Genomic DNA, 24,601 nt, shown 5'->3' with positions numbered 1-24,601 from the left:
AGCGTATGCCCCCGCGCGCGCCGATGCCCACGCCGGCGCCCCGGATCCGCGCCGCGGCGCGTCGTCAGCGCTCGGCGACGCGGAGGTCACTCCGCCATCGCGCGATCGATGCGATCCGCGTCGGGCATGCCCGCCCGAGCGCCGACCGCGGCGACCGACAGCGAGGCCGCCGCGACGCCGCGACGCGCCGCATCCGGGAGTTCGGATCCGGCGGCGACGGCGCCGGCGAAGACGCCGTTGAACGTGTCGCCGGCACCCGTCGTGTCGCGCACGTCCGGGGCGGGACCCGCCGGGATCCGGGTGAGACCGCCCGACGGATCCGCGACGAGCACGCCGTCGGCGCCGAGCGTCACGACGACGGTTCCCTGCGTCATCGAGGCCGCGATGCCCGCCTGCTCGGTGACGTCGGCCGCCAGGGGCGCGCCCAGCAGCTTGCTGAGGTCGACCAGCTCCGACGCGTTCGGCGTGAGGATGGGAGCGAGCGGCAGGACCTCCGCGAGCTCGCGCACGACAGGCGCCGAGTTGAGCACGCACGGGATGCCGTGGGCGGCCGCGGCCTGCACGGCGGCGACGACGGCGGCGGGCGCGATCTCGGTGCTCACGAGCACGCAGCCCGCCCAGTCAGCGGCGTGGGCGACGGCCGCCCGCACGTGATCCTCCGTGACGGCGGCGTTCGCGCCGGAACCGACCGCGATCTGGTTCTCACCGTGCGGATCCACGACGATCAGCGCCGTGCCCGTGGCCTCGCCCACGAGCACCGCGACGGCGTCGACGTCGATGCCCTCGGCGCGGAGCTCGGCGAGCGACTCCGCGCCCATCGGGTCGTCGCCGACGGCGCCGCAGTACCGGACCTCGGCGCCGGCGCGCGCCGCCGCGACCGCCGCGTTCGCCCCCTTGCCTCCGCCGTGCCGCTCGACGCGCGGGCCGACGACCGTCTCGCCCGCCGTCGGGAGCCTCTCGGCCGCCACCACGAGGTCGACGTTCACGGCACCGATCACGAGCACTCGAGCTGTCATGCGCTCACCCTCTCCGACCGGGATCCGTCGGTCAAGCCGCCCCCGCGATGAGGTCGATCATCGCGTCCTCGAACCCCGCCCCGACCTCGAGCACGACGCGATGCCGCGTGCCCTCGACCGCGGGCCAGCCCCGGTGCATCCCACGCAGATCCGCGACCGTGCTCCCGCGGCTCGGGCCCCGCGTCGTGTCGACGTCGACGCGCACCTCGGGCGCGAGCGCGACGTCGACGAGCCCTGCCGCGACGCCGAGCGCGAGGGCGTCGTGGTTCGCGGCGCACCGCTCGCCCGTCACCCCGCGATAGAACTCGAAGTAGTGGTCGAGGATCCGCGCCGCGTACCGGCCCGCCTCGCCTCCCGCGGCCAGCCGCGCGCGATGCTCCTCGGTCAGCATCTGGCGCATCGTGACGTCGAGGCCCACGAGCGTGCAGGCCCACGAGGCATCGATCACGCGCTTCGCCGCCTCCGGGTCGTTCGCGATGTTCGCCTCCGCGGACGGCGTCGCGTTTCCCGGCGCGAGGAAGGCTCCGCCCATGATGATGACCCGACGGATCCGCTCCGGCAGCGACGGATCCGCCTCGAGCGCGTGCGCGAGGTTGGTCAGCGGGCCGACGGCGACGATGTCGAGCTCGCCGGCGTGCTCGTGGCTGAGGCGCAGCAGGAGCTCGACGGCCGACTCCTCCGCGAGCACCGGCGCGTACGACGTGTCGGCGTGGCCCCCCTGCCCGTCGGCACCGTGCACGTGCCCCGAGAAGCGCGGCGGCGTGCCGTCGACGGGGCCCTCCGCTCCGCGCGCGACCGGTACGTCGTCGGCGCCGACCATCCGCAGCACCGCGTGGGTGTTGCGCGCCGCCTGATCGACGTCGATGTTGCCCCAGGTGGTCGTGCACGCGAGCAGGTCGACGTCGGGCGAGAGGGCGGCGGTCATCACGGCGAGGGCATCGTCGACACCGGTGTCGACGTCGAGCACGATCTTGGTCACCAGGGGATCCTACGGGGCGCAGGGCGGGGCGCTCGTGAGGAGATGTGCAGTGGCGAGGACGGATCCGCACCCTGCCCTCCTCGGGAAGGCACAAGTCCTCAGATGCGCCCGGCCGGGGCGCTCAGGGAGCCGCGACTCAGCTCTCCGAGCCGTAGACCTCCTGCGCGATGCGGAAGGCCGAGTTGGCATCGGGGACGCCGCAGTAGATCGCCGACTGCAGGATGACCTCTTTGACCTCGTCGACCGTGAGGCCGTTGCGCAGCGCGGCGCGCAGGTGCATCGCGAGCTCCTCGTGGTGGCCGCGCGCGATGAGGGCCGTGATGACGGCGACCGAGCGCATCCTGCGATCGAGGCCGGGACGCGTCCAGACCTCTCCCCAGGCATAGCGGGAGATGAAGTGCTGGAACTCCTCGGTCAGCTCCGTCTGGTTCGCCGTCGCGCGGTCGACGTGCGCGTCGCTCAGCACCTCGCGGCGCACGGCCATGCCGGCGTCGTAGCGCTCGCCGTCGGTGATCCCCTCGCCCCTCGGACGCGTCATCGTGTGCTCCTCTCGAAGAAGGCGGCCAGCTTGGCGGCGACCTCGGCGGGCTTCTCGGCGGGCGCGAGGTGCGCAGCGTCCTCGATGCCGACGAGCGTCGCCCCCGGAATCGCCGATGCGATCTCCTCCGACTTCGCCGGCGGCGTCGCCTGGTCGTCGGATCCGTACATCACGAGGAACGGGAGGGCGACGGATCCGAGCCGGGCGGTCACGTCGAACGTCGCGAGCGCCTCGCAGCACGTCGCGTACGACTCGTGGTCGGCGTCGGCGAGCGTGTGCAGGAGGCGCCCCGTGATGTCGGGACGCGCGGCGATGGATCCCGGCGCGAACCAGCGCTCGGCGGAGGATCCGATCAACACCGATGTGCCCTGCTGTCGCACCTTCGCGGCGCGCTCGTGCCAGGCGTCCGCCCCCGCGGCGAAGTTCGCCGACGTGCAGATCGCCGCGGCGGCGCGCAGCAGCTGGGGGTGGCGGATCGCGAGCGACTGCGTGACCGCGCCCCCGAGCGAGACGCCCGCGATGGACACGGGCTCGTCGAACGCGCGTGCGTGCGCGGCGAGCGCGTCGGCGAGGTCGTCGACGGTGAAGGGACCCGTCGCGGGCGCCGAGGCGCCGTGCCCGGGGAGGTCCCAGGTCGCGACCCGGAAGCGCTGCGCGAGGAGCGGGACGACGTCCTCCCAGAGCACGGCGCCGGCAGTCCCGAGCGAGGGCCCGAGCAGGACGACGGGCGCACCCTCGGGCCCGATGGCCTGGGTGACGGCGATTTCGGGAATTGCCACGATGCTCCTTGATCGAGTCGGCGCGAGAGTGGGGGATGTCATCGAGAGTGGGCGATGGATCGGCCGCTCTGGGCGGGATCGGCCACTCTCGCGGTCATGGGGTCCAGGCGCGGGCGAGGCCGGTGTAGTCGGACGGATCCAGGAGGGCCGGATCCACCAGGGTCGCGAGGTCTGCCCCCGCCGCCACCTGCGCCACGACCTCCGCGGCGCGATCCTTGCCGAGCACGGCGCTGAGGCGCTCGGACACGATGAGGCCGTCGGTCGCCGCGAGCGTGCGGGCGACGGCGTCGCGATCCACGCGCAACCCCTCGGCGAGGTCGGCGGCGTGCGAGGCGGCGCCGAGCGCGAGACGCAGCAGCTCGCGCAGCGCGGGCCACTCGGCGTGCCACGCGCCGTCGGGGCGCTCGTCGGCCGCGAGCGCCGACGCGAGGTGCAGGGTCGCCCCGAGCTGCGGCGCACGCAGCGCGGCCGAGCGGATCAGCACGCTGCGGGCGGGGTTCTGCTTCTGCGGCATCGCGCTGGATCCGCCGCCCGTCGGTTCGGCGAGCTCGCCGATCTCGGTGCGGGAGGCGGTCGCGACGTCGGTCGCCATCTTGCCGAGCGCGTCGATCGCCTGAGTGACGGCGTCGCCGAGCTCGGTGACGGGGAAGCGCTGGGTGTGCCAGGGGGCGTCGAGGTGCGCGAGGCCCACCGCATCGGCGTAGGCGGCGCGGATCGCCTGCACCTTCTCCAACACAACGCAGTCGATCGGCGGTCGTTCGGCCGCCTGCGCGGCGTGTCGCCCCTCGGCAGCGCCGTTCTGACTGCGTTGTGTTGAGACGGACGCCCGCACGATCTCGACCATCGCCGCCATCGTGCCCGCGGCGCCGCCGAACTGGGCGGGGAGCTCGAGCGCGTCGAGCTGTGCGATCGCCCGCGTCGCGCCGCGGCGCCATCCCGACGCCCGCAGGCCGATCGTCGTGGGGACGGCGTGCTGCGTGAGCGTGCGTCCGGCGGCGACGACATCGGCGTTCTCAGCCGCGAAGGCCTCGAGCGCCCGCTCCACGCGCGACAGGTCGGCGCGGATCCGCCCCACGGCGTCCTTCGCGACGATCATGAGCGCGGTGTCGAGGATGTCCTGGCTCGTCGCTCCGCGGTGGATCCACGGCATCAGATCATCGGAAGCGCCCACCCGCAGCTGCGCCACGAGCGGGATGACGGGGTTGCCGCCCGCGACCGCCTCGCGCGCGAGGGCGCGTGCATCGAGGGCGACGTCGCGCAGCGCGGCGCCGGAGATCCCCGCGGGAGCGACACCCTCGGCGACGAGCGCGTCGACGATGCCGACCTCGGCCTCGACGAGCGCCCGCAGGATCGCGTCATCGGCGACGGCCTGATCTCTCCCGGCAGTCGCGGGAGAGATCAGGCCGAGGTCGAACGACGCGTCAGTAGGCAAGGAAGACGGTCTCCTCGTCGCCCTGCAGCCGGAAATCGTGCTGCAGCCAGCCCTTGTCGGTGCGGCGCGCGGTCAGCGTCGCCTTCTCGGCGTCGCTCAGCGAGCTCAGCAGCGCATCGGTCTCGCCCGCGGCGACGGCCTCGGGCAGGTAGATGCGCGTGTGCAGCTTGTTGGGCAGGCCGCGGGCGTAGACGATGGCCGCGATGAACGGGGGCCTGCCCTCGTCGGTCGCACCGGGACTGCGGGTCCAGAAGTAGTAGCGGCCCTCGTCGTCGGTGAACGTGCGGCCGAAGCCCGTGAAGCCGCCGCCGTCGCGCGCGAGCGTGCCGCGGTCGCGGGGAACGGATCCGTCTTCGTCGGCACCGAAGATCTCGATGATCGCGTCGGGGATCGGGTTGCCGTCGCCATCGAACACGCGACCGTCGAGCATGATCGCGCCCGGACTGTGGGGGAAGGCGACCTCGTTCATGCCCTCGAACTCGACGCCGAACTTGAAGAACGGCCCGACGGTCTGGCCCGCGGTGGGCTCCAGAGTCTTCTCACGCATCAGTGGTCTCCGTCCTCGTCCTCGGTCCAGGTGGCGTCGGGACCGTCGACGACGATGTCCCAGCGGTAGCCCATCGAGAACTCGGGCACCGTCAGGTCGTGATCGTACGCCGCGATGAGCCGGTCGCGGTCCTTCTGATCGCGGATCGTGTTGTAGATCGGGTCGAGCGGGAACAGCGGATCCCCGGGGAAGTACGTCTGCGTGACGATGCGCTGCGTGAACGCGGACCCGAAGATCGAGAAGTGGATGTGCGCGGGGCGCCACGCGTTGACGTGGTTCTTCCAGGGGTACGCGCCCGGCTTGATCGTCGTGAACTTGTAGAAGCCGTTGGCGTCGGTGATGACGCGACCGGCGCCCGTGAAGTTCGGGTCGAGCGGGGCGGGGTGCTGGTCGCGCTGGTGGATGTAGCGGCCGGCTGCGTTCGCCTGCCACAGCTCGACGAGCTGGTTCGCGACGGGGCGGCCCCAGCTGTCCTTGACGTATCCCTCGATCGTCATGCGCTCGCCCTGCGGCTCCCCGGTGTGCTGCAGCGTGAGGTCGCTCTCGATCGCGGCGACGTCGCGCTGCCCGAACGCGGGGCTCCACAGCTCGATCGTCTCAGGGTCGACGAGCTTCGGGTCCTTCGTGGGGTGGCGCAGGATGCTCGACCGGTACGGCGGGAAGTCGGTCATCGTCTTCGGCAGGTTCTCGCCGTTCGCGACGCGCTCCGCGTACTGCGCGTGGAGATCCTGGATCTCCTGGGTCATCTCGGCCTGCGTGATCTGATCCGGTGCGGCGAGCAGGGATTCGGGTGCGGCAGTGCCCGGTTTGTCTGTCATATGCGTCTCCTTCGACAGCGACGTGTGCCCTCCAGCGTGGCGGGTCGTTCCGCCGCATCGACGCGACCGTCCCACTCAGCGGGAGTTGAGCTCACGGGTGAGGTCGTGCGCGGCCTGTCGCACGAGCGCCGAGATGCGCCGCTCGTCCGCGTGCTCGATGTGCGCGACGACGCCGATCGCCGCCAGAGGAAGCCCCACGACGGATCCGAGGGCCGCCGCGATCGACACGTTGCCGAGCGTCATCTCCTCCTGCGCACGCGCATACCCGCGCGCGCGGGTTGCCAGGAGGTCGGCCCGCAGCGCCTGCGGGTCCGTGATCGTGTGCACGGTCTCGCGCTCGAGCGGCTGCGCGCAGTAGGCGGCGATCCAGTCGTCGTCCTGGCGCGCGAGCATCGCCTTGCCGACGCCGACCGTGTGCGGCAGGTGCCGCCCGCCCATGCGGCTGAGGGTCGGAATCGAGGCATGGCCCGTGACCTTGCCGACGAACAGCGCCGAGGCCTCACCCGGCACCTCTCCGTCGAGCACCGCGAGGTGCACATTCTCCCCCGTCGCCTCGTACAGGCGCAGCATGTGCGGGAGCGCCGTCTCGCGCAGGCGCAGCGCCAGGGGCGACAGCTCGCCGAGCTCCCACAGCCGCGGTGCGACGGCATACCGGCGCCCCTGCACGCGGGCGACCATCCCGAGCTCAACCATCTGGGAGAGGATCCGGTGGAGCGTCGACGGCGACAGCCCGGTCCGTGCGCTCAGGTCGGACGCCGAGAGCGTGGAATCGTCCTCGGTGAAGCACGCGAGGATCCGCATCGCCCGCTCGAGCACGCCCTCCGTGTCGCCCATGGTGGCGAGTGTACGTCCCGGTGAGTGGGAGGGGGAGTCGCGCCCCTACTCTTCGAACGCCAGCTGCTCGAGCACGCGCTGGAAGGTGGCGACGTCGTCGGGGGCGAGGTGGGTCATGACGTCGACGACCGAGGCACGGGCCTTCTCGTAGGCGGCCAGGCCTGGGCCCGTCGCGGCGACGACCTTCGCGCGACGGTCACGAGGATCCGCCGCACGGGCGACGAGCCCGCGCTCCTCCAGCTCGTCGACGAGGGCGACGACCTGACTCGGGTCGAGACGCAGGAACTCCGCGATCTCGCGCTGGGTCGGCGGCACGTCCTCGACGGCGAGGGACAACACCGAATAGGAGCGCACCTTGAGACCGAGCGGCTCGAGCGCACGATTGTCGCGCTGCGCGGCGATGACACTGGCTCGCGTGAGAAGAAAGCTCGCGTTGTGCGCCAGCGCGGATCCGCGTGTCACCTCGGTCTCGGCAGTCGACATGCGCTGATGGTAGCAAACCCGTGTCTCCGACAACCATTGACTTTTTCAAGCATTGACGATTCGATGGTTCTCAGCCGCCCAGACCGGCGCACAGATCGGAGAGAGCAATGTCGCTTGCAGGCACAGTCGCCATCGTCACAGGATCGGGCCAGGGGCTCGGTCTCGCCTACGCCCAGGAGCTCGCCGCCCAGGGCGCGAGCGTGGTCATCAACGACGTCAGTCAGGAGACGGCCGACGCCGCCGTCCAGAGCATCGCCGACGCCGGCGGCACCGCGAGCGCCGTCGTCGCGCCCGTCGGCCCGACGGCGACCGCGAAGGCCCTCGTCGACCACGCCTACGACACGTACGGCCGCCTCGACGCGCTCGTCACGAACGCGGGCATCCTCCGCGACCGCACGCTCTGGAAGATGAGCGACGAGGACTTCGACGCCGTCATCGACGTGCACCTCCGCGGCACGTTCACCTGCGTGCGCGAGGCCGCCACCCGCATGCGCGAGGCCGGCACGCCGGGTCACATCGTGGCCATCGGATCCCCGACCGGCCAGCGCGGCAACTTCGGCCAGACGAACTACGCGGCCGCCAAGGCCGGCATCGTCGGCATGGTGCGCACGTGGGCGATGGAGCTCAAGAAGGCGAACATCACGGTCAACGCCGTCATCCCCGTCGCCGCCACCGCGATGACGAAGACGATCCCGTTCTTCCAGAAGGCCGTCGAAGCCGACGAGCGCGGCGAGGCCATGCCCGACTTCTTCCGCCACGACCTCGGCTTCGGTCCCGCCGCCGACGTCGCCGGGCTCATCGCCTTCCTCGCGTCCGACGCCGCAGACGGCATCACGGGTCAGGCGATCGGCATCGGCGGCGATCGCATGCAGCTCTGGTCGCACCCCGAGCCCGTGGCCACCGCCTACCGCGAGGGCGGCTGGACGTTCGACGCGCTCATGGAGGGCTTCGCCGACGCCGTCGGCGAGCTGCAGTCGGTCGGTGAGAAGATGCCGCAGCTCCCCGACGAGCTCGCGCCGGAGCCGAAGGGATGACGCGCTACGCGCCGTCGATCGACCTCGACAGCATCGAGGCGATCGACACGCACGTGCACATCGAGGTCGACGACCACGGCCACGCCTCGATCCCCGCCGACCTCGCCGAGGCCGCGTCGAAGTACTTCCGCGCCGATGGGCCGCGCCCCGACCTCGACAGCATCGCGGCGTACTACCGCGAACGGAGGATGGCCGCCGTCGTCTTCACGGTCGACTCGTCCACGAACCTCTGGCATCCGCCGATCTCGAACGACGAGATCGTCGACGGCGCGATCCGCCACAGCGACGTGCTCATCCCGTTCGCCTCGGTGGATCCTCGCCGCGACGACGCCCTCGACGAGATCGGGCGCCTGATCGAGCGCGGCGTGAAAGGCTTCAAGTTCCACCCGACCGTGCAGGGCTTCGACCCGAGCGACGACCGCTACCGTCCCGTCTACGAGGCGCTGCAGGCGGCGGGCGTGATCGGGCTCTTCCACACGGGACAGACGGGCATCGGCGCCGGCATGCCGGGCGGCTACGGATTCCGCCTCGCCCTGTCGAACCCCATGCTGCTCGACGGCGTCGCAGCCGACTACCCCGACCTGCAGATCATCATGGCGCACCCCTCCGTGCCGTGGCAGGAGGAGGCGCTCTCCGTCGCCACCCACAAGCACAACACATGGATCGACCTGTCCGGGTGGAGCCCGAAGTACTTCCCTGCCGAGCTCGTGCGGTACTCGAACTCGCTCATCCGCACCCGCGTGCTGTTCGGATCCGACTTCCCCCTCCTGACGCCCGACCGCTGGATCCGCGACGCCGAGAAGATGGAGACCTTCAAGCCCGAGGTCCTCCCCGGCATCATGAAGGACAACGCGGCCCGCCTGCTGGGACTGTCGTGACGCACGACCCCGTCGTCGACCGGCTGGGCCTCGCCGAGCGGCACCTCTCCCCCGCGGCGCGGCGCGCCCTCGACGAGCTCGCCACGGTCCTCGACGAGCGGATCCGCCCCCTCCTCGCGGACGCGTGGGAGCACGCGACGATGCCCTCAGCGGTGCTCGGCGAGCTCGTGCCCCTCGGGCTCATGGAGCCCGATGGCGTGTCGGCCGAGGAAGCCGACTCGACGATGTTCAGCGGGTTCCGCAACTACGCGCTCGCGCGCTGCGACGCGTCGGTCGCGACGATGTACAACGCGCAGTCCGGCCTGTTCCGCGCCATCGTGCGCCACGGCGGATCCGCCGAGCAGGCCGCGCAGTGGGATCCGCTCATCCGACGCTTCGAGATGACGGGCGTCTTCGCCCTCACGGAGCCGGATCACGGATCCGACATCGCGGGCGGCCTCGCGACCACGGCGACCCGCGAGGGCGACACGTGGATCCTCGACGGCGAGAAGAAGTGGATCGGCGGCGCCGACGGCGCCGACGTGCTCGCGGTCTTCGCGCGCGACACCGCGGACGGCCAGGTCAAGACCTTCCTCGTCGACCGCGAGGCGGACGGCGTGTCCCTCGACCGGATCGACGGCAAGGTGTCGCTGCGCATCATGCAGAACTTCCGCATCCGCCTGTCGGGCGTCCGCGTCACGGAGGACCGTCGGCTGCAGGGCATCTCGTCCTGGCGGGACGTCGCGGCCGTGCTGCGCGTCATGCGCTCGGATGTCGCCTGGATCGCCGCAGGGATCCAGGCCGGCGCGCTCGACGCCGCGATCCGCTACACGGCCGACCGCGAGCAGTTCGGCCGTCCGATCGGCGGCTTCCAGCTCGTGCAGGAGAAGCTCGCGCGCATGCTCGGGAACGCGACGTCGTCGCTGACGCTCGCCGTCGAGTTGTCGGCGCAGCAGGACGCGGGCCACTGGAGCGACGAGAACTCGGCGCTCGCCAAGATGGTCACCGCGCAGACGGCGCGCGAGACCGTCGCCCTGGCACGCGAGGTGCTCGGCGGCAACGGGCTCCTGCTGGAGCACGGCGCCGGACGCTTCTTCGCGGATGCCGAAGCCGTCTACTCGTACGAGGGCACGCACGAGATCAACGCCCTCATCGTCGGCCGGTCGCTGACCGGCGAATCCGCTTTTGTCTGAACCCCCGAAAGGAACACCATGACCACGCAGACCGTCGTGTCGTACGACGACATCACCTCGCTCACGGGCCGCGACCTCGGCTTCACCGACTGGTTCGAGATCACGCAGGACCGCGTGAACACGTTCGCCGACGCCGTCGACGACCACCAGTGGATCCACGTCGAGCCCGAGCGCGCGACGGCGGAGAGCCCCTTCGGCGGCCCCATCGCGCACGGCTTCCTGTCCCTGTCGCTCGCGACGAAGTTCTGGTCGGATCTGTGCGACGTCGAAGGCGTCACGACGAAGGTCAACTACGGCCTCGACAAGGTGCGCTTCGTCTCGCCCGTCGCGGTCGGCGCGAAGGTGCGCATGAACGCCGTCGTCGCCGAGGTCTCCGAGGTCAAGGGCAACGGATACCAGCTCACGGTCGACCACACCTTCGAGGTCGAGGGCTCGGAGCGCCCCGCCGTCATCACCCGGAGCCTCTACCGCTTCTATGCATGACGCGCAAAGGGCGCGCCACACATAGATTCTGACCGGCGGAACCGGCTTCGCCGCCCGCCCGCATGACGCACGAAAAGCCCGCCACGCGCAGATTCTGACCGGCGGAACCGGCTTCGCCGCCCGCCCGCATGACGCACGAAAAGCCCGCCACGCGCAGAACCTGACCGGCGGAACCGGCTTCACCGCCCGCCCGCATGACGCACGAAAAGCCCGCCACGCGCAGATTCTCACCGGCGGAACCGGCTTCGCCGGCCGCGTGCACGACGGGCTGCGGGGCGCCATCGACGGCGCCCCGCTGGGACGGGCACGGCCCACACGCACCCCACGAGAACAAGGACGTTCACGGATGTACAACGCAGGCATCGGCGCCTGGACTGCGAAGCGGCGCCTCAAGGATCCCGAGAAGCAGGCGCTCGTCTTCGGCGAGCGCACGTTCACCTACCGGCAGTTCGCCGACGCGGTCGACCAGGTCGCCGAGGTGCTGCACGTCCGAGACATCTCGCGCGGCGACCGCGTCGCGTACATCGGCGAGAACAGTCCGGAGTTCCTGTTCACGCTGTTCGCGTGCACGCAGATCGGCGCCGTCTTCGTTCCGGTCAACACGCGTCTGGCCGCCCGCGAGATCACGCACGTGCTCTCCGACAGCGGCGCGCGCGCCGTCGTCCACGACGAGGAGTTCGCCGACCGCATCGCTCCGGGCGTCGCGGCGGGCGCGGTCGTGCACGTCATCCCCACGAGCGGCGGCGCGCCGACGTCGCCCGCGCTGTCCGAGCTGATGACGCGCTCGCGCGGCGGACGGGTCGCGGTCGAGATGACGCTCGAGGAGCCCGCGGCCATCATCTACACCTCCGGGACCACCGGAAAGCCCAAGGGCGCGGTCCTCAGCCACCAGAACCTCACGTACGTCGCGATCAACGCGGTGATCGACTACGGCTTCGACGCCTCGGACGTCTCCCTCCTCATCTCACCGCTGTTCCACGTCGCCGCGCTCGGGATGGGCGCGCTGCCGATGGTGCTGGCCGGAGGAACGGTGGTCCTCGAGAAGCGGTTCGACGCCGGACGGGCGCTCGAGCTCATCGCGCACCACGGGATCACCTCGATCAGCGGCGTGCCCACGACCTACCAGCTCATGGCGGATCATCCCGACTGGGACGCGGCCGATCTGTCGACCCTGCGCAAGCTCACCTGCGGCGGCTCCGCCGTCCCCACGCGCATCCTCAACGCGTTCGAGGAGCGCGGGATGTCGTTCTCGCAGGGATACGGGATGACCGAGACGTCTCCCGGAGCGACCCACCTGCCCCCGCAGTGGACGCGCACGAAGCAGGGAAGCGTCGGACTGCCGCACTTCTTCACCAACATCCGCGTCACGAACGAGGCGGGCGACGTCGTCCCGCGCGGCACCGTGGGCGAGATCGAGATCCAGGGACCCAACGTGTTCTCGGGCTACCACGGGCTGCCCGAGAAGACTGCCGAATCCTTCCGTCCGGGCGGCTGGTTCCGGTCGGGCGACATGGGCTACCTCGACGACGACGGCTTCCTGTTCATCGCCGACCGGCTGAAGGACATGATCATCTCGGGCGGCGAGAACATCTATCCCGCCGAGGTCGAGAACCTCGTCAGCGACCTCGACGGCGTCACGGGCGTCGCCGTCATCGGGGTGCCCGACGAGAAGTGGGGCGAGGTGCCGTGGGCGATCGTCACCCTGCGCGAGGGCGCGGAGCTCACGAGCGAGCAGCTGGTCGACGCCCTCACCGGCGAGATCGCCCGATACAAGATCCCGCGGACGACGATCGTCGTCGACGAGTTCCCCCGCACGGCCTCCGGCAAGATCCGCAAGGCGGACCTGCGCGCGACGTTCACGGGATCCGTCCGCCCCGCCCACGCCATCGGCACGAAGGAGCCGTGGGCGACGGAGACGATCCGCACCCCGAAGAAGTAGCCCTCCTCAGCGGCGGCGCTCGGCCGCGCGACCGGACGCCGCCGCGATCAGCGCCAGCGCCGCGCCGCCGAGCATGCCGATCGTCGCCGGCAGCGCCGTGTCGTCTCCCCACAGACCGCCGAGGGGAGAGGCCGCGGCCGCGAGGACGTACTGCGCCAGACCGAGCGACGCCGACCCGGCTCCGACGGCGAAGCCCGCCCGCCCCAGCGCGAGCGCGGTCGAGTTGGACATGCCGCCCGCGATCCCCGCGATGAAGAGGCACGAGAGCGGGATCCACGCCGCGAAAGTGAGGGACCCGCCTACCGCGAGCACGACGAGAGCGCCGGCCGCGGCGAACGCGAGGAGGTGCGCGGCGCGCAGCGCGACGTCGGCGCCGATACGCCGCGCGAGCCGGGCGTTGAGCAGCGCCCCGCCGACGAAGCAGAGGGATCCCGCCGAGAAGGCGAGGGAATACATCACGGGCGACTGGTCGAACACGTTCTGCACGATGAACGACGACGACCCGATGTAGACGATGAACGCCCCGTAGGTGAGGCCGTACGAGAGGGCGTAGCCGAGGAAGGATCCGTCCCGCCCGAGACGGGCGAGGTTCGCGAGCAGCGGGCGGATCCGGGTGGGATGCCGTGCGTCCGGCGGAAGCGACTCGGGGATCACGAGCGCCGTCACGACGACCATCGCCGTCGCGACCGCGGCGAGGCCCGCGAGCGTGAGCCGCCAGCCGCCCCACTCGACGAGCAGCGCGCCCAGCGGGCTGCCGAAGACGGGGCCGACCCCCATCATCGCGACGACGATGCTGATCCCGCGCGTGGCCTGCTGCCGGTTCTCGGCGATGTCGGCGACGATCGCCCGCGCAAGCGACGCCCCGACGGATCCGAACACGCCCTGCAGGAATCGCAGGGCGATGACGCCCTCGATCGAGAACATCGCGGCGGATCCGAACCCTGCCAGCGCGTAGAGCGCGAGCGCCACGAGGAGCGTGCGCCGACGACCGAGGGCGTCGCTCACGGTGCCGACCGCGAACTGCCCGATCGCGGCGCCGACCAGGAACGCCGTCAGCGTGAGCTGGACGACCGACGCCGAGACGCCCAGGTCCTCCTGCAGATGCGGGAACGACGGCAGATAGAGGTCGGTGGCGAGGGATCCCGCCATCGCGACGAAGCCGAGCGCGCCGAGGACCCCCGGCGTGAGCGTCGGCCGCGCCTGCTCAGACACGGGCGTCGTCGGGCCGGAACCCCTGCTTCGCCTTCTGGATCTGCTCGTACACGTGGTGGCGCAGCTCGGTGAACCGCGGCATCGCACGGGTCTCGAGCTGGTCGCGCTCGTCCGGGAGGTCGATCTCGATGTCCTCCTGGATGACGGTCGGCGACGACGACAGGATCACGACCCGTGAGCCGAGATAGACGGACTCGTCGATGTCGTGGGTCACGAACAGCACGGTCACACCGAGCCTCTTGCGGATCGACCGCACGAGGTCCTCGAGGTCCGCGCGCGTCTGCGCATCGACGGCCGCGAACGGCTCGTCCATCAGCAGCACCTCGGGCTGGTACGCGATGGCCCGGGCGATCGCGACGCGCTGCTGCATGCCGCCCGACAGCTGCCAGGGGTACTGCTTCGCGGCGTGCGAGAGGCCGACGGACTCGAGGGCCTCCGCGACGCGCTCGCGCCGCTCGGCCTTCGGGACGTGCGCGTTGCGCAACGGCAGGTCGACGTTCTCGGCGACGCGCAGCCACGGGAACAGCGACCGGCCGTACTCCTGGAACACGACGGCCATCTTCTTCGGCGGCCCCGTCACCTTCTTGCCGTCGAGCACCACCTCGCCGCTCGTCGGCTCGAGGAGGCCCGCGATGCACTTCAGCAGCGTCGTCTTGCCGGATCCGCTCGGCCCGACGAGACACGTGAGCTCGTTCTTACCGAGGTCGAAGGTGAGGTTCCGGACGGCCTCGATCGGGCCGTCGTCCGTCTCGTAGACCTTCTGCAGGCCGCGCACGCTCAGCAGGGTCTGGTCGGCGGGCAGCGTGCGGCCGGCCATGGCGATGGTGTTCTCAGGAGGCATTCTCGAGGTCCTTCAGTCCGTGATACCAGCGGAGGACACGACGCTCGACGACCTTGAACAGGAGCGAGACGGCGAATCCGAGGAGCCCCAGCAGCAGGATGCCCGACCACATCTGCGAGACGGCGAACTGCCGCTGGAACTGGGTGATGGAGTAGCCGAGACCGGCGGTGGCGTACATCATCTCGCCGATCACCATGAGGATGATCCCGATCGGGAGGCTCTGGCGGATGCCCGCCATGATCTGCGGCGCGGCCGACGGCAGCACCTGGAAGCGGATCCGCCCCCACCCGGTGATCCCGTACGAGCGGCTCGTCTCGGTCTGCACCTCGTCGGCGGAGCGCACGCCCTCGATCGTGTTGAGCAGGACGGGCCACACGGCGCCGAGCACGATGACCGAGATGCGCATGCCGTCGCTCGCGCCGAGGATCAGCGCGAGGATCGGAATGAGCACGGGCGGCGGGAGGGCGCGGAAGAACTCGAAGACCGGTTCGGTGTAGGCGCGCAGGTTGCGGCTGAGGCCGATCGCGAGTCCGAGGACGATGCCGAGGACGATCGCGATGCCCGTGCCGATCGCGAAGCGCGCGAGGCTGGGCAGGATGTCATTCGCGATCCGGTCGCCCAGCCACGTGTCGGCGAACGTCTGCACGAGGACGAGCGGCTTCGGCACGAACGGATTCGTCGCCCCGAGCGTCGCCACGTACCAGATCAGCAGGAGGGCGATCGGCAGGCCGAGCGCGTAGGCCAGTGCGATGAGCGTCTTGCGCATCAGGCTCCCTCCCTCACGGACTGGTGCCACGACAGCGCCCGCTTCTCGACGAACCTCACGCCGACGTTGATTGCGACGCCGATGAGGCCCGTCACGAGCACGAGCGCGTATGTCGATTCGTACAGCGCCGCGTTGCGCGACTGCGCGATCTCGAACCCGAGCCCCTGCGAGGTGCCGACCACGAGTTCGATCGTCACCGTGAGGATCAGCGCGACGGCCGCCGCGAGGCGCACGCCCGTCACGAGGTACGGGAGCATGGTCGGGAAGACGACGTCGCGCACCCGCTGCAGCCAGGTGAAGCGGTAGCTGCGGGCCGTCGACATCGCGACGGTGTCGACATCGGCCACGCCGTAGAGCACCTGCACGAAGATCTGCCAGAACGCGCCGTAGACGACGATGAGCAGGCTCTGCTGCAGGGGGACGGCGAACACGAGGACCGCGAGCGGGATGAGGCCGACCGACGGGATCGGGCGGAGGAACTCGACCGTCGAGCGCGTGATCTTCGTCAGCTGCATCGACAGCCCGATGACGATGCCGAGCGGGGTGGCGAGCACGAACGCGACGAGCATGCCGAGCGCCCAGGTGCCGAGGGTCACGCCCACGGCCTGCCAGAATCCGGTCAGCGTCGCATTCACGCCGAGCTGGACGATGACCGTCGAGGCGGGCGGGAAGAACTCGGGGTTCAGCATGCCCGTGCGGGAGACCACCTCCCACACGGCGAGCGCGGTCAGGATGCCCGCGAGGCCGAGCAGCAGGCGACGCGGCCGGAACCGGCGCCTGCTGCCGCGGCGCTGCGCGACGGCGACCACGCGTGTGATCGTCTCGGGTGCCGCCATGGTGCGTTACGGCGCAATCACGGTGTCGAGGTCGGGCTCCGACTCGAGGAAGCCCCACTTCACGGCCATGTCGCTGAGCTCCACGATGATGTCCTCGTCGAGCTCGCCCGAGAGGCGCTCGAGCCCGATCACGTCGACCGTCTCGGCGGGCATGCCCGTGAACTCGACGATCGTCTCGCGGTTGCCCTCCTCGTCGGCCATCGCCGCGTCGAGCGTCTCGGTGATCGCGGCGCGCCACTGCTCGACGAGCTCGGGATCCTCGTCGACGGTCGCGCCCGAGGCGAACGTGACCATGGTCGGCAGGCCGGGCACTGTGTCCTGATTGGGGAAGCCGAGGATCGAGTAGGTGTCGGGGTCGGCCTTGGCCGCCGAGTAGAACGGCTCGGGGATCCACACCGCGTCGGCGTTGCCGCCCTCGAGCTGCGGAAGCGCGTCGGGGAACGGCACCTCGATGTACTCGACGGTCGAGGGATCCCCGCCGTCGCGTTCGATCGCCTCGTTGATCGTGAGGTCGCCCTGTGTCTTGATCGTGTTGGTCGCGACCGTCTTGCCCTCGAGGTCGCTCCACGACTCGATGCCGTCTCCGGCGCGCACGACCACCGCGTTGATGTCCTCGCCCTCGGGGAGCGAGTACGAGTAGCCCGACACCATGCGCATATCGATGCCCTGCGTCGCGGCCGTGAGGACCGAGAGGCCGTTGCCGACGCCGAAGTCGTACTCGCCGGTCGACACGGACGGCAGCATGGCCGCGCCGCCCTGCGCTTCGGCGAGTGTGACGTCGAGGCCGTGCTCTTCGAAGATGCCCTCGTCGATGCCGTACTGCACGGCGGCGGCCGGAGCGATCTTCAGGACGCCCACGGTGATGGGGGTGAGTCCCTCGTCGTCGGCGGATCCTCCTTCGGATCCGCCTCCGCTCGGGGATCCCTCGCTGCAGGATGCGAGGAGGAGGCCTGCCGCGGCGATGGCTCCGATGGCCGCGAAACGGGTGCGAGTGAACATGCTCAGCTACTCCTTTGTGACTGAGTGCGCGCCCTTGCAGGCGCCGGGTGAAACCAGTAAACCTTCCGACTATTGAGAAAGTCAATGGTAGGCGCCACCATGTTTCAGGAGTCCGCCGGCGACGATGCCGTCGGGCCACCTCGATGAGGAGGACACCCATGAGAAAGATCCCCCACCTACTCGCCGGCCTCGCGGCCGTGGCGGGCCTCTCGCTCGCGGCGACGACGGCCTACGCGGCGCCGCCGACCGACCCGCCGCAGGTCGCACCCGCCCAGCCCGGCACGCTCGCGGAGTGCGCCGCTCTCGTCGACTTCGCGTACGACCGCACGCAGATCGACGTCGTCGAGCTCGTCCCGGCCGGCGCCCTCGAGAATGCGGGATCTCCCGTCGGCGAGCACTGCCTCGTCACGGGCCGCATGAACGAGCGCGTGAGCGAGGTCGACGGCGAGACCTACGCGATCGGCTTCGAGATGCGTCTGCCGACCGACTGGTCCGGCCGGTTCCTCTATCAGGCGAACGGCGGCATGGACGGCAGCGTGACCCCCGCCGTGGGCGCCCCCATGGGCGGGCAGCTCGAGAACGGACTGCAGCAGGGCTTCGCTGTCATCAGCTCCGACGCGGGTCACTCGGGCGACCAGAACCCGCTGTTCGGATTCGACCCGCAGGCGCGCCTCGACTACGGCTACCAGGCCGTCGGCACACTCACGCCCATGGCGAAGGAGCTCATCGCCGAGGCGTACGGTCGCGGACCCGACACGTCGTACATCGCCGGCGGATCCAACGGCGGCCGCCACACCATGGTGGCGTCGACACGCTACGCCGACCAGTACGACGGGTTCCTGCCCGTCGCGCCCGGCTTCAACCTGCCGCAGGCGGCTGTCGCCCAGATCTGGGGCGCGCAGCAGTGGAACACGGTCGCGACGACGCCGGGCGACCTGAACACCGCCTTCACGCCCGAGGAGCGCGGCGTCGTCTCGCAGGCGATCCTCGACCGCTGCGACGCGATCGACCGCCTCGCTGACGGCATCGTCTCGGACGGCGAGCGCTGCACGAAGTTCTTCGACGTCGGGCGGGACATTCCGACCTGCGACGGCGACCGGGACGGCACCTGCCTCTCCTCCGCGCAGAAGGAGGTGCTCGACCGCGTCATGGCGGGTGCGGTGACGAGCACCGGGGATCCGATCTACACGTCGTTCCCCTGGGACGCGGGCATCTCGAACTCGGGGTGGGCCTGGTGGAAGTTCACCGCCAGCACGATGCTCGACCCGATGGCGGTCGGATTCCTGTTCTCGCCCGAGCCCGAGGATCCCTCGATCCTCGCCGACCTGTCCGGCTACGCACTGAACGTCGACATCGACGAGAAGGCCGCCGGGATCTGGGAGCAGGGCATCACCGGCGAGAGCCCGATGGATGTCGCGACCCCGCTGGGCGACGGCACCGACCTCGACACGCTGCGCGACACGGGCGCGAAGATGCTCGTGATCCACGGCGCGTCCGACGGAGTCTTCAGCCCCGATGACACGGCCCGCTGGTACGACGAGGTCGCCGATCGCTACAAGAGCGAGCGCAATTTCGTTCGCTACTTCGAGGTGCCGGGCATGGCGCACGTGCAGGGAGGGATGGCGACCGACCAGTTCGACGCCCTCGGCGCCCTCGTGACGTGGGTCGAACAGGGCGAGGCTCCCGACAGCATGGTCGCGACGGCCCGCGGCGAGGGCAACCTCGCCGGCGTCAACGCCGAGGTCCCGGCCGAGTGGTCGGCCGACCGCACGCGCACACTGTGCCCGTACCCCGAGGTCGCCCGCTACACGGGCGGCGACCCGGAGACCGCGTCGAGCTTCGCCTGCAAGCCGAGCTCGGGCGGGCCGGGGATCCGCGGCTGACGCGCCGAGTCCGCACGTCTTCGTCGAGTCCGCTGCTGTTCACGGCGGGCTCGACGAAGACGTGTGGGATCGGATTGCTCAATAGTTTGCGTCGACAGTGGGGCGCGGGCATCGCGCATCGTTGGTCGGTGCGCGAATCCCTTGTAGTTCGAAATCGTTGATGTCATCATCGATTACCGGATCCCTGCAAGGACGCAGCGCGACTCCCGGCGCACCCGACGCAATGACGCATCAAGGAGCACAGCCATGCCAGTTCTTTCCCCCGCGGGTCGCCGCACCAGGACATTCACCGCCGCCGCGGGTCTCGCCGCCGCCGGCCTCATCCTCGCCGCCTGCGGAGGAGACGGCGGAGACGGCGGAGAGACCGTAACGCTGTCCGTCGCCTCCTGGGCGAACCCCGACAGCGTGGACGAGGCGGTCATGGAGTACTGGACGTCGGAGATCGAGGAGCGCTCCGAAGGACGGATCACCTTCGACATCTCCTACGCCGGGGCGCTGTGCGCCGCCGACGAGATCCCGCAGTGCGTGGTCGACGGCCGCGCCGACGTGGGGCAGACGATCGCCGACTACGCGGCGCAGATGTTCCCGCAGACCACCGTCGTGAGCATCCCGTTCCTCACCCAGAACAATCAGGCCTTCACCCAGGCGATCTGGGAGCTGAGCACTGAGCACGACGGCGCCGCCGCCTTGTGGGAGCAGAACGGGCTGAAGCTCGTCGGGCACAACCCCGCGGGCCGTCTGCTGTTGGGAAGCAACGAGCCGGTCGAGTCGATCGACGACATCGCCGGGCAGCGCTGGCGCATGGCGGGGCCGTACACCCAGATGGCCGTCGAAGAGGCCGGGGGCAGCAACGTCGCCCTCACCGCGCCGGAGACGTACGAAGGCGTCGAGCGCGGCGTCGCCGATGCGGCCGGATTCCCGATGGACGGCCTCGTCGCCTTCCAGCTCAAGGACATCCTGTCGTACTGGACGGACCCGGGGCTGGGCCAGTACACCAGCACCGGCCTGTGGATGAACCTCGACACGTATGAGGGTCTGCCCGACGACCTGAAGCAGATCGTCGACGAAGTCAACGAGGAGTACAACCAGGGCGGCGTCGCCGACGTGTTCGAGGAGGTCACCCTCGAGCAGTGCGACCCTGTGCTGGAGACGATCGAGCAGATCAACGAATGGGACGAGAGCGAAACCGAGCGCTGGCGTGAGGCGATCGGCACTCAGGGCGAGGAGAAGTGGATCGCCGACGCAGAGTCCGCAGGCCTCCAGGACGCCGAGAGCTACCTCGAGCTCTACAAGGAGAAGATGGAGTCCTTCGAGGGCGAGACCCCGAAGGACCCGTCGCTGGTCTGCTCCGACAAGGCATAGCTCGACGGTCCGCGAGGTGCGGGTGCCGATAGACGGCACCCGCACCTGCGCAGGGAGGATTCCCGCATGAACAGCACCCGCGAGAAGGAGCGCCCGGACGCACTGCGCCGGATCGCCACGATCATCACCGTGCCACTCGGGGCACTGGCCTCGCTGTCGACGATCGCGATCATGGTCGTGATCACGATCGACGTGGTCGTCCGCAATGTCGGCGGACGCTCGGTCCCCGGGCTGCTCGAGATGAGCGAGAGCGCGCTGGTGGCGACCGTGTTCCTCGGGCTCGCCTATGCCGGGGCGACGAACTCCCACGTGGCCGTCGACCTGCTCACGAACGCGCTGCCGCGGCGGGCGGCCCGCATCCTGATCGGAGTCGGCTGGCTCATCGGGATCGTGGTCACGGTGTGGTTCGTGATCGCCACGTCCGAGCGGGCGCTGCAGAGCACAGAAGCAGGCGAGCTGCGTCAGGGGCTCATCGACTGGCCGCTCTGGCCCGCCCGTTGGCTCGTGGTGATCGGCTTCGCCTCCTTCCTGCTGGTGGCCATCATCAACGTGGTGCTCGTTCTCCGCGGTAAGCCGCTGCTGGGCGAGGACAGCGTCGACCCCGACCTCGTCGCGGCTCGCGAGGCCCGCAGCCACAGGAAGGGCGGCTCCTCCGCTGCCGACCCCGCCGACGACGAGGTCGGCGGTCCCGAACGACCTGCCGATGGACCTCACACGGAGGAAAGCCGCTGATGAGCACCGAGCTCGCCGTCATCGTGGTCATCATGATGCTCATCGTCCTGCTGGCCAGCCGCATGCCCGTCTGGTTGGCTCTGGGAGCCTCGGGCATCGTCGGCATGCTGCTGCTGCGCGATGTCGACTTCGTCACCGCGAGCATCGCGTCGGTTCCCTTCGAGCAGACGTCGACGTTCAGTCTGACGATCATCCCGATGTTCATCCTGATGGGGATCTTCGCCGTGAAGGCGAACATCGCCGAGCAGGTGTTCACGATCGCCCGCAGCGTGTTCCATCGCGTCCCCGGGGGGCTGGGGATCTCCACTGTCGTGGCCTGCGCCGGTTTCGCCGCCGTGTCGGGATCCAGCATCGGCACCGCTGCGACGATGTCCAAGCTCGCCGTCGGCGAGATGCGCAAGGCCGGGTATCCCACGAGCCTTGCCGGAGCGCTGGTGGCGATGGCGGGAACGCTCGGCGCCATGATCCCGCCGAGCGTGTTCCTGGTGCTGTACGCGATCCTGACGGGCGAGTCCATCGCGGCCATGCTGGCCGCCGGCATCATCCCCGGGCTCCTGTCGACAGTCGCCTATTCGATCTACATCCTGGTCCGCACCCGGCGACTGGCGACGGCTCCCGCCGAGGAGCGCGGACTCGCCGAGACCCTGGACGCGGTCGCGGCCCCGGAGGGGACCGGAGCCGCGACGGCCACCTCGACGAGAGGCCCCGGCTCCCCGGGGGCGGGCGACGCGCGCCCCGGACGACTGCCCTACCGCGGTCTGGTCCGCCTCGCCATCCTGTTCGCCATCATCATGGGCGGGATCTATACGGGCCTGTTCACCCCGACCGAGTCCGCCGCCATCGGCGCGCTCGCTGCGGCTGTGATGCTGCTGTGGGAGTTCCGCAGGGCCGGCAGCCGACAGATGATGACGCAGTTCGTGGACGCCCTCAAGGAAACGGCCCAGACCACGTCGATGGTGTTCGCCATCATCGTCGGTTCCGCGGTGCTGTCGCTGTTCTTCGTCGTGGCGCGCGTGCCGAACATGCTCACCGACTCGCTGACCGCGCTCGACATCCCGGACTGGGCGGTGCTGGCGCTGCTGCTGGCGCTGCTGATCCCGCTGGGGATGATGCTCGAGTCGATCTCGATCATGGTGATCGCCGTGCCGCTCATCTACCCGATCGCGAACGACTTCGGGTTCGACGGGATCTGGCTCGGAATACTCGTCGTGAAGCTCATCGAGATCGGCATGGTCACCCCGCCGGTCGGGATCAACTGCTTTGTGGTGGCCGGAACGGCGAAAGTCCGTGCGAGCGACGTCTTCCGCGGGGTCTGGCCGTTCGTGGCGATCGAGGCCGTGCTGATCGTCGTGCTGTTCCTGCTGCCCGACATCGTGCTCTGGCTGCCGTCTCTGGCTGCCAGCTGAGCGAGTCGGGCGTCAGACGACGCGGGCGTCGATCAGGACGGGGCCGGACGCCGCCAGCGCGTCACGGTACACGCGGTCGAACTCCTCGCGCGTGCTCACATGCTCACCGGGGACGCCGTAGCCGCGCGCCACAGACACGAAGTCGATCCCGCCCAGGGTCAGACCGGGGACGTCGGGCACGCCCATCCGCTTCGCGAATCCGGCCAGTGCGCCGTAGCCGGAGTTGTTGACGATCACGAACACCGTCCGGGTCTGGCGCTGCGCGGCCGTGTACAGCGCCGTGATCCCGTAGTTCGCGGATCCGTCTCCGACGGTGGCGACGACAGTCGCCTCGGGCTGTGCGAGCGACAACCCGACGGCGGCTGGCAGACCGAAACCCAGGCCACCCGACGCGGGGAAGTGGTAGCCGCCGGGGCGGGTGATCCTGATGCGCTCCAGGTAGTCCAGATCGAGCGTCGTCGTCTCATTGACGTATGTCACGCCGTCGTGGACGTGCTCGTTGAGCACCTCGATGATCTCGGTTCCGGTCATGCCGTCGGGCGAGGTGGAGGCAACGGGAAGGGACCGCTCGGGGCGCCGGCGCCCGCGATCCGTCACGGAGTCGGCCAGGGCCGATACGGCTGCGCTCACGGTCGCGACGATGGCGCGGCCGAAGGGCGCCCTCGTCGCCTCCGACGGATCCTCGGTGAGGTGCCAGACGGCGGTGCCCGGCGCGAGATAGTCACCTGGCTCCCAGCGGTGATATCGGAACACGGGGGCGCCGACGACGAACACCGCATCGTGCCCGGACAGCTTCTCGCGCACCGAGCTGATGCCGGGCACCAGCACGCCGCCGAAATTGGCGTGGGGCGTCGGGAACGGACACCGACTCGGCGAAGGAGCCACATAGACCATCGCGTCGGCGTGCTCGGCGAGACGCACGACGTCGTCGAGCACTCGGGAGTCGGCCACGGCGGCGACGTCCACCTGCGGGCCCAGCACGAGAGCCGGGCGCTCGGCGCCGTCGAGCGCGGCGGTGAGCTCCTCTCGCAGCGCGGCGGGCAGGTCGCCGGCCGTGGTCACGGAGCGCTCGGTGAGCAGGGCGTCGTCCGGGAGCGCCGATTCGGCCCAGTCGTCCAAGGGGACCGACACGTACACGGGCCCGCGTGGCGCCGTGCCGGCTTCGAGCACCGCCTGCGAAAGCGTGCGCGGCACGTCCGCAGCGGCCAGGGGCTCGTGAGCGTACTTCGTCAGAGGGGCGGTGAGCGCGCCGGCATCCACGTTCGCCAGCATCGTCTCCTGGCCCACCGTGCGGCGAACCTGCTGGCCCGCGAGGATCACGAGGGGCGAGTGGCCGTAGTGCGCGTTCGTCAGCGCGCCCATCGCGTTGCCCGTGCCGGAGGCTGCGTGCAGGTTGACCAGGACCGGGCGCCCTGTGCCTCGGGCATAGCCATCTGCCATGCCCATGACGACCTGCTCGTGCAGCCCGAGGACGAAATCGAAGTCGTTCCCGAGCCCCGCCAGGAACGGAAGCTCGTTGGACCCGGGATTCCCGAAGATCGTGGTCAAGCCGTGAGCCCGCAACAGGTTTGCGGATGCTTCCAGGACAGTTCGCTGAGCAGTCATGACGTAGCCGTTCCTTGATCAGGCGGG

At 70.3% G+C, this 24,601-nt stretch carries 24 protein-coding genes; 9 read left to right on the top strand and 15 right to left on the bottom strand.

Annotated features, from left to right (window positions below; genetic code table 11):
* Nucleotides 1-86: 86 nt before the first annotated feature.
* From KOL93_RS00715 to KOL93_RS16285, 9 genes are all read right to left on the bottom strand, one after another.
* Nucleotides 87-1,016 carry a PfkB family carbohydrate kinase gene (locus KOL93_RS00715; RefSeq protein WP_221583392.1) on the bottom strand — a complete coding sequence of 310 codons (930 nt, stop codon included), beginning with the start codon at nt 1,014-1,016 and terminating at the stop codon, nt 87-89.
* 31 nt (nt 1,017-1,047) lie between these two features.
* The gene (locus KOL93_RS00710) at nt 1,048-1,995 is read right to left on the bottom strand and encodes a nucleoside hydrolase (RefSeq protein ID WP_221583391.1); all 948 of its coding nucleotides are present in this window, start codon (nt 1,993-1,995) and stop codon (nt 1,048-1,050) included.
* A gap of 136 nt (nt 1,996-2,131) precedes the next feature.
* On the bottom strand, nt 2,132-2,533 hold the full coding sequence (gene pcaC / locus KOL93_RS00705) for a 4-carboxymuconolactone decarboxylase (protein WP_221583390.1): 402 nt from the start codon (nt 2,531-2,533) through the stop codon (nt 2,132-2,134).
* On the bottom strand, nt 2,530-3,312 hold the full coding sequence (locus KOL93_RS00700) for an alpha/beta fold hydrolase (protein WP_221583389.1): 783 nt from the start codon (nt 3,310-3,312) through the stop codon (nt 2,530-2,532). The genes pcaC and KOL93_RS00700 overlap by 4 nt, the downstream gene beginning before the upstream one ends.
* Before the next feature lie 94 nt (nt 3,313-3,406).
* Nucleotides 3,407-4,744, bottom strand: a complete 1,338-nt coding sequence (locus KOL93_RS00695; RefSeq protein WP_221583388.1) for a lyase family protein — start codon at nt 4,742-4,744, stop codon at nt 3,407-3,409.
* On the bottom strand, nt 4,734-5,291 hold the full coding sequence (pcaG, locus tag KOL93_RS00690; RefSeq protein WP_221583387.1) for a protocatechuate 3,4-dioxygenase subunit alpha: 558 nt from the start codon (nt 5,289-5,291) through the stop codon (nt 4,734-4,736). Before pcaG ends, KOL93_RS00695 begins: the two co-directional genes overlap by 11 nt.
* Nucleotides 5,291-6,109: a protocatechuate 3,4-dioxygenase subunit beta gene (gene pcaH / locus KOL93_RS00685; protein ID WP_221583386.1), complete on the bottom strand. Its 819-nt coding sequence runs from the start codon at nt 6,107-6,109 to the stop codon at nt 5,291-5,293. Before pcaH ends, pcaG begins: the two co-directional genes overlap by 1 nt.
* Nucleotides 6,110-6,184: 75 nt before the next feature.
* The gene (locus tag KOL93_RS00680) at nt 6,185-6,943 is read right to left on the bottom strand and encodes an IclR family transcriptional regulator (RefSeq protein ID WP_221583385.1); all 759 of its coding nucleotides are present in this window, start codon (nt 6,941-6,943) and stop codon (nt 6,185-6,187) included.
* Between the two features lie 45 nt (nt 6,944-6,988).
* Complete coding sequence (locus tag KOL93_RS16285) at nt 6,989-7,426, bottom strand: MarR family winged helix-turn-helix transcriptional regulator (protein ID WP_221583384.1); 438 nt, start codon at nt 7,424-7,426, stop codon at nt 6,989-6,991.
* Between the two features lie 107 nt (nt 7,427-7,533).
* Between KOL93_RS16285 and KOL93_RS00670 the strand changes: the two genes are divergently transcribed.
* The 5 genes from KOL93_RS00670 (at nt 7,534) to menE (ending at nt 12,932) form a co-directional block, all read left to right on the top strand.
* Nucleotides 7,534-8,460: an SDR family NAD(P)-dependent oxidoreductase gene (locus KOL93_RS00670; protein WP_221583383.1), complete on the top strand. Its 927-nt coding sequence runs from the start codon at nt 7,534-7,536 to the stop codon at nt 8,458-8,460.
* Nucleotides 8,457-9,338, top strand: coding sequence for an amidohydrolase family protein (locus KOL93_RS00665; protein ID WP_221583382.1), 882 nt, complete (start codon nt 8,457-8,459; stop codon nt 9,336-9,338). The genes KOL93_RS00670 and KOL93_RS00665 overlap by 4 nt, the downstream gene beginning before the upstream one ends.
* Nucleotides 9,335-10,510, top strand: coding sequence for an acyl-CoA dehydrogenase family protein (locus tag KOL93_RS00660; RefSeq protein ID WP_308291493.1), 1,176 nt, complete (start codon nt 9,335-9,337; stop codon nt 10,508-10,510). Before KOL93_RS00665 ends, KOL93_RS00660 begins: the two co-directional genes overlap by 4 nt.
* Before the next feature lie 18 nt (nt 10,511-10,528).
* The gene (locus KOL93_RS00655; protein ID WP_221583381.1) at nt 10,529-10,993 is read left to right on the top strand and encodes a MaoC family dehydratase; all 465 of its coding nucleotides are present in this window, start codon (nt 10,529-10,531) and stop codon (nt 10,991-10,993) included.
* Nucleotides 10,994-11,339: 346 nt separating this feature from the next.
* A complete protein-coding gene (gene menE, locus KOL93_RS00650; RefSeq protein ID WP_221583380.1) occupies nt 11,340-12,932 on the top strand; it encodes an o-succinylbenzoate--CoA ligase in 1,593 nt (530 codons plus the stop codon).
* Between the two features lie 6 nt (nt 12,933-12,938).
* On the opposite strand, the gene KOL93_RS00645 is transcribed toward menE, so the two are convergent.
* The 5 genes from KOL93_RS00645 to KOL93_RS00625 are packed head-to-tail and all read right to left on the bottom strand — an operon-like array spanning nt 12,939 to nt 17,586.
* On the bottom strand, nt 12,939-14,144 hold the full coding sequence (locus KOL93_RS00645) for a Bcr/CflA family efflux MFS transporter (protein ID WP_221583379.1): 1,206 nt from the start codon (nt 14,142-14,144) through the stop codon (nt 12,939-12,941).
* Nucleotides 14,137-14,985 (bottom strand): ABC transporter ATP-binding protein, encoded by an 849-nt coding sequence (locus KOL93_RS00640; RefSeq protein ID WP_221583378.1) that lies wholly within the window; start codon nt 14,983-14,985, stop codon nt 14,137-14,139. The genes KOL93_RS00645 and KOL93_RS00640 overlap by 8 nt, the downstream gene beginning before the upstream one ends.
* On the bottom strand, nt 14,975-15,751 hold the full coding sequence (locus tag KOL93_RS00635) for an ABC transporter permease (RefSeq protein ID WP_221583377.1): 777 nt from the start codon (nt 15,749-15,751) through the stop codon (nt 14,975-14,977). Before KOL93_RS00635 ends, KOL93_RS00640 begins: the two co-directional genes overlap by 11 nt.
* The gene (locus KOL93_RS00630; RefSeq protein WP_221583376.1) at nt 15,751-16,587 is read right to left on the bottom strand and encodes an ABC transporter permease; all 837 of its coding nucleotides are present in this window, start codon (nt 16,585-16,587) and stop codon (nt 15,751-15,753) included. The genes KOL93_RS00635 and KOL93_RS00630 overlap by 1 nt, the downstream gene beginning before the upstream one ends.
* A 6-nt stretch (nt 16,588-16,593) precedes the next feature.
* On the bottom strand, nt 16,594-17,586 hold the full coding sequence (locus tag KOL93_RS00625; protein ID WP_221583375.1) for an ABC transporter substrate-binding protein: 993 nt from the start codon (nt 17,584-17,586) through the stop codon (nt 16,594-16,596).
* A gap of 158 nt (nt 17,587-17,744) precedes the next feature.
* On the opposite strand from KOL93_RS00625, the gene KOL93_RS00620 reads away from it, so the two are divergent.
* The 4 genes from KOL93_RS00620 (at nt 17,745) to KOL93_RS00605 (ending at nt 22,969) form a co-directional block, all read left to right on the top strand.
* The gene (locus tag KOL93_RS00620; protein ID WP_221583374.1) at nt 17,745-19,469 is read left to right on the top strand and encodes a tannase/feruloyl esterase family alpha/beta hydrolase; all 1,725 of its coding nucleotides are present in this window, start codon (nt 17,745-17,747) and stop codon (nt 19,467-19,469) included.
* Between the two features lie 246 nt (nt 19,470-19,715).
* Nucleotides 19,716-20,831, top strand: coding sequence for a TRAP transporter substrate-binding protein DctP (gene dctP, locus KOL93_RS00615; protein ID WP_221583373.1), 1,116 nt, complete (start codon nt 19,716-19,718; stop codon nt 20,829-20,831).
* Between the two features lie 66 nt (nt 20,832-20,897).
* Nucleotides 20,898-21,563 (top strand): TRAP transporter small permease, encoded by a 666-nt coding sequence (locus KOL93_RS00610; RefSeq protein ID WP_221583372.1) that lies wholly within the window; start codon nt 20,898-20,900, stop codon nt 21,561-21,563.
* A complete protein-coding gene (locus KOL93_RS00605) occupies nt 21,563-22,969 on the top strand; it encodes a TRAP transporter large permease (protein ID WP_221583371.1) in 1,407 nt (468 codons plus the stop codon). Before KOL93_RS00610 ends, KOL93_RS00605 begins: the two co-directional genes overlap by 1 nt.
* 12 nt (nt 22,970-22,981) lie before the next feature.
* Here the strand turns inward: KOL93_RS00605 and mdlC are convergent, their stop codons facing one another.
* The gene (gene mdlC, locus KOL93_RS00600) at nt 22,982-24,574 is read right to left on the bottom strand and encodes a benzoylformate decarboxylase (RefSeq protein WP_221583370.1); all 1,593 of its coding nucleotides are present in this window, start codon (nt 24,572-24,574) and stop codon (nt 22,982-22,984) included.
* Nucleotides 24,575-24,601: the final 27 nt, after the last annotated feature.

This window comes from Microbacterium salitolerans (genome assembly GCF_019720895.1).
GTDB lineage: Bacteria > Actinomycetota > Actinomycetes > Actinomycetales > Microbacteriaceae > Microbacterium.
This window is presented reverse-complemented; position numbering and strand designations above follow the sequence as displayed.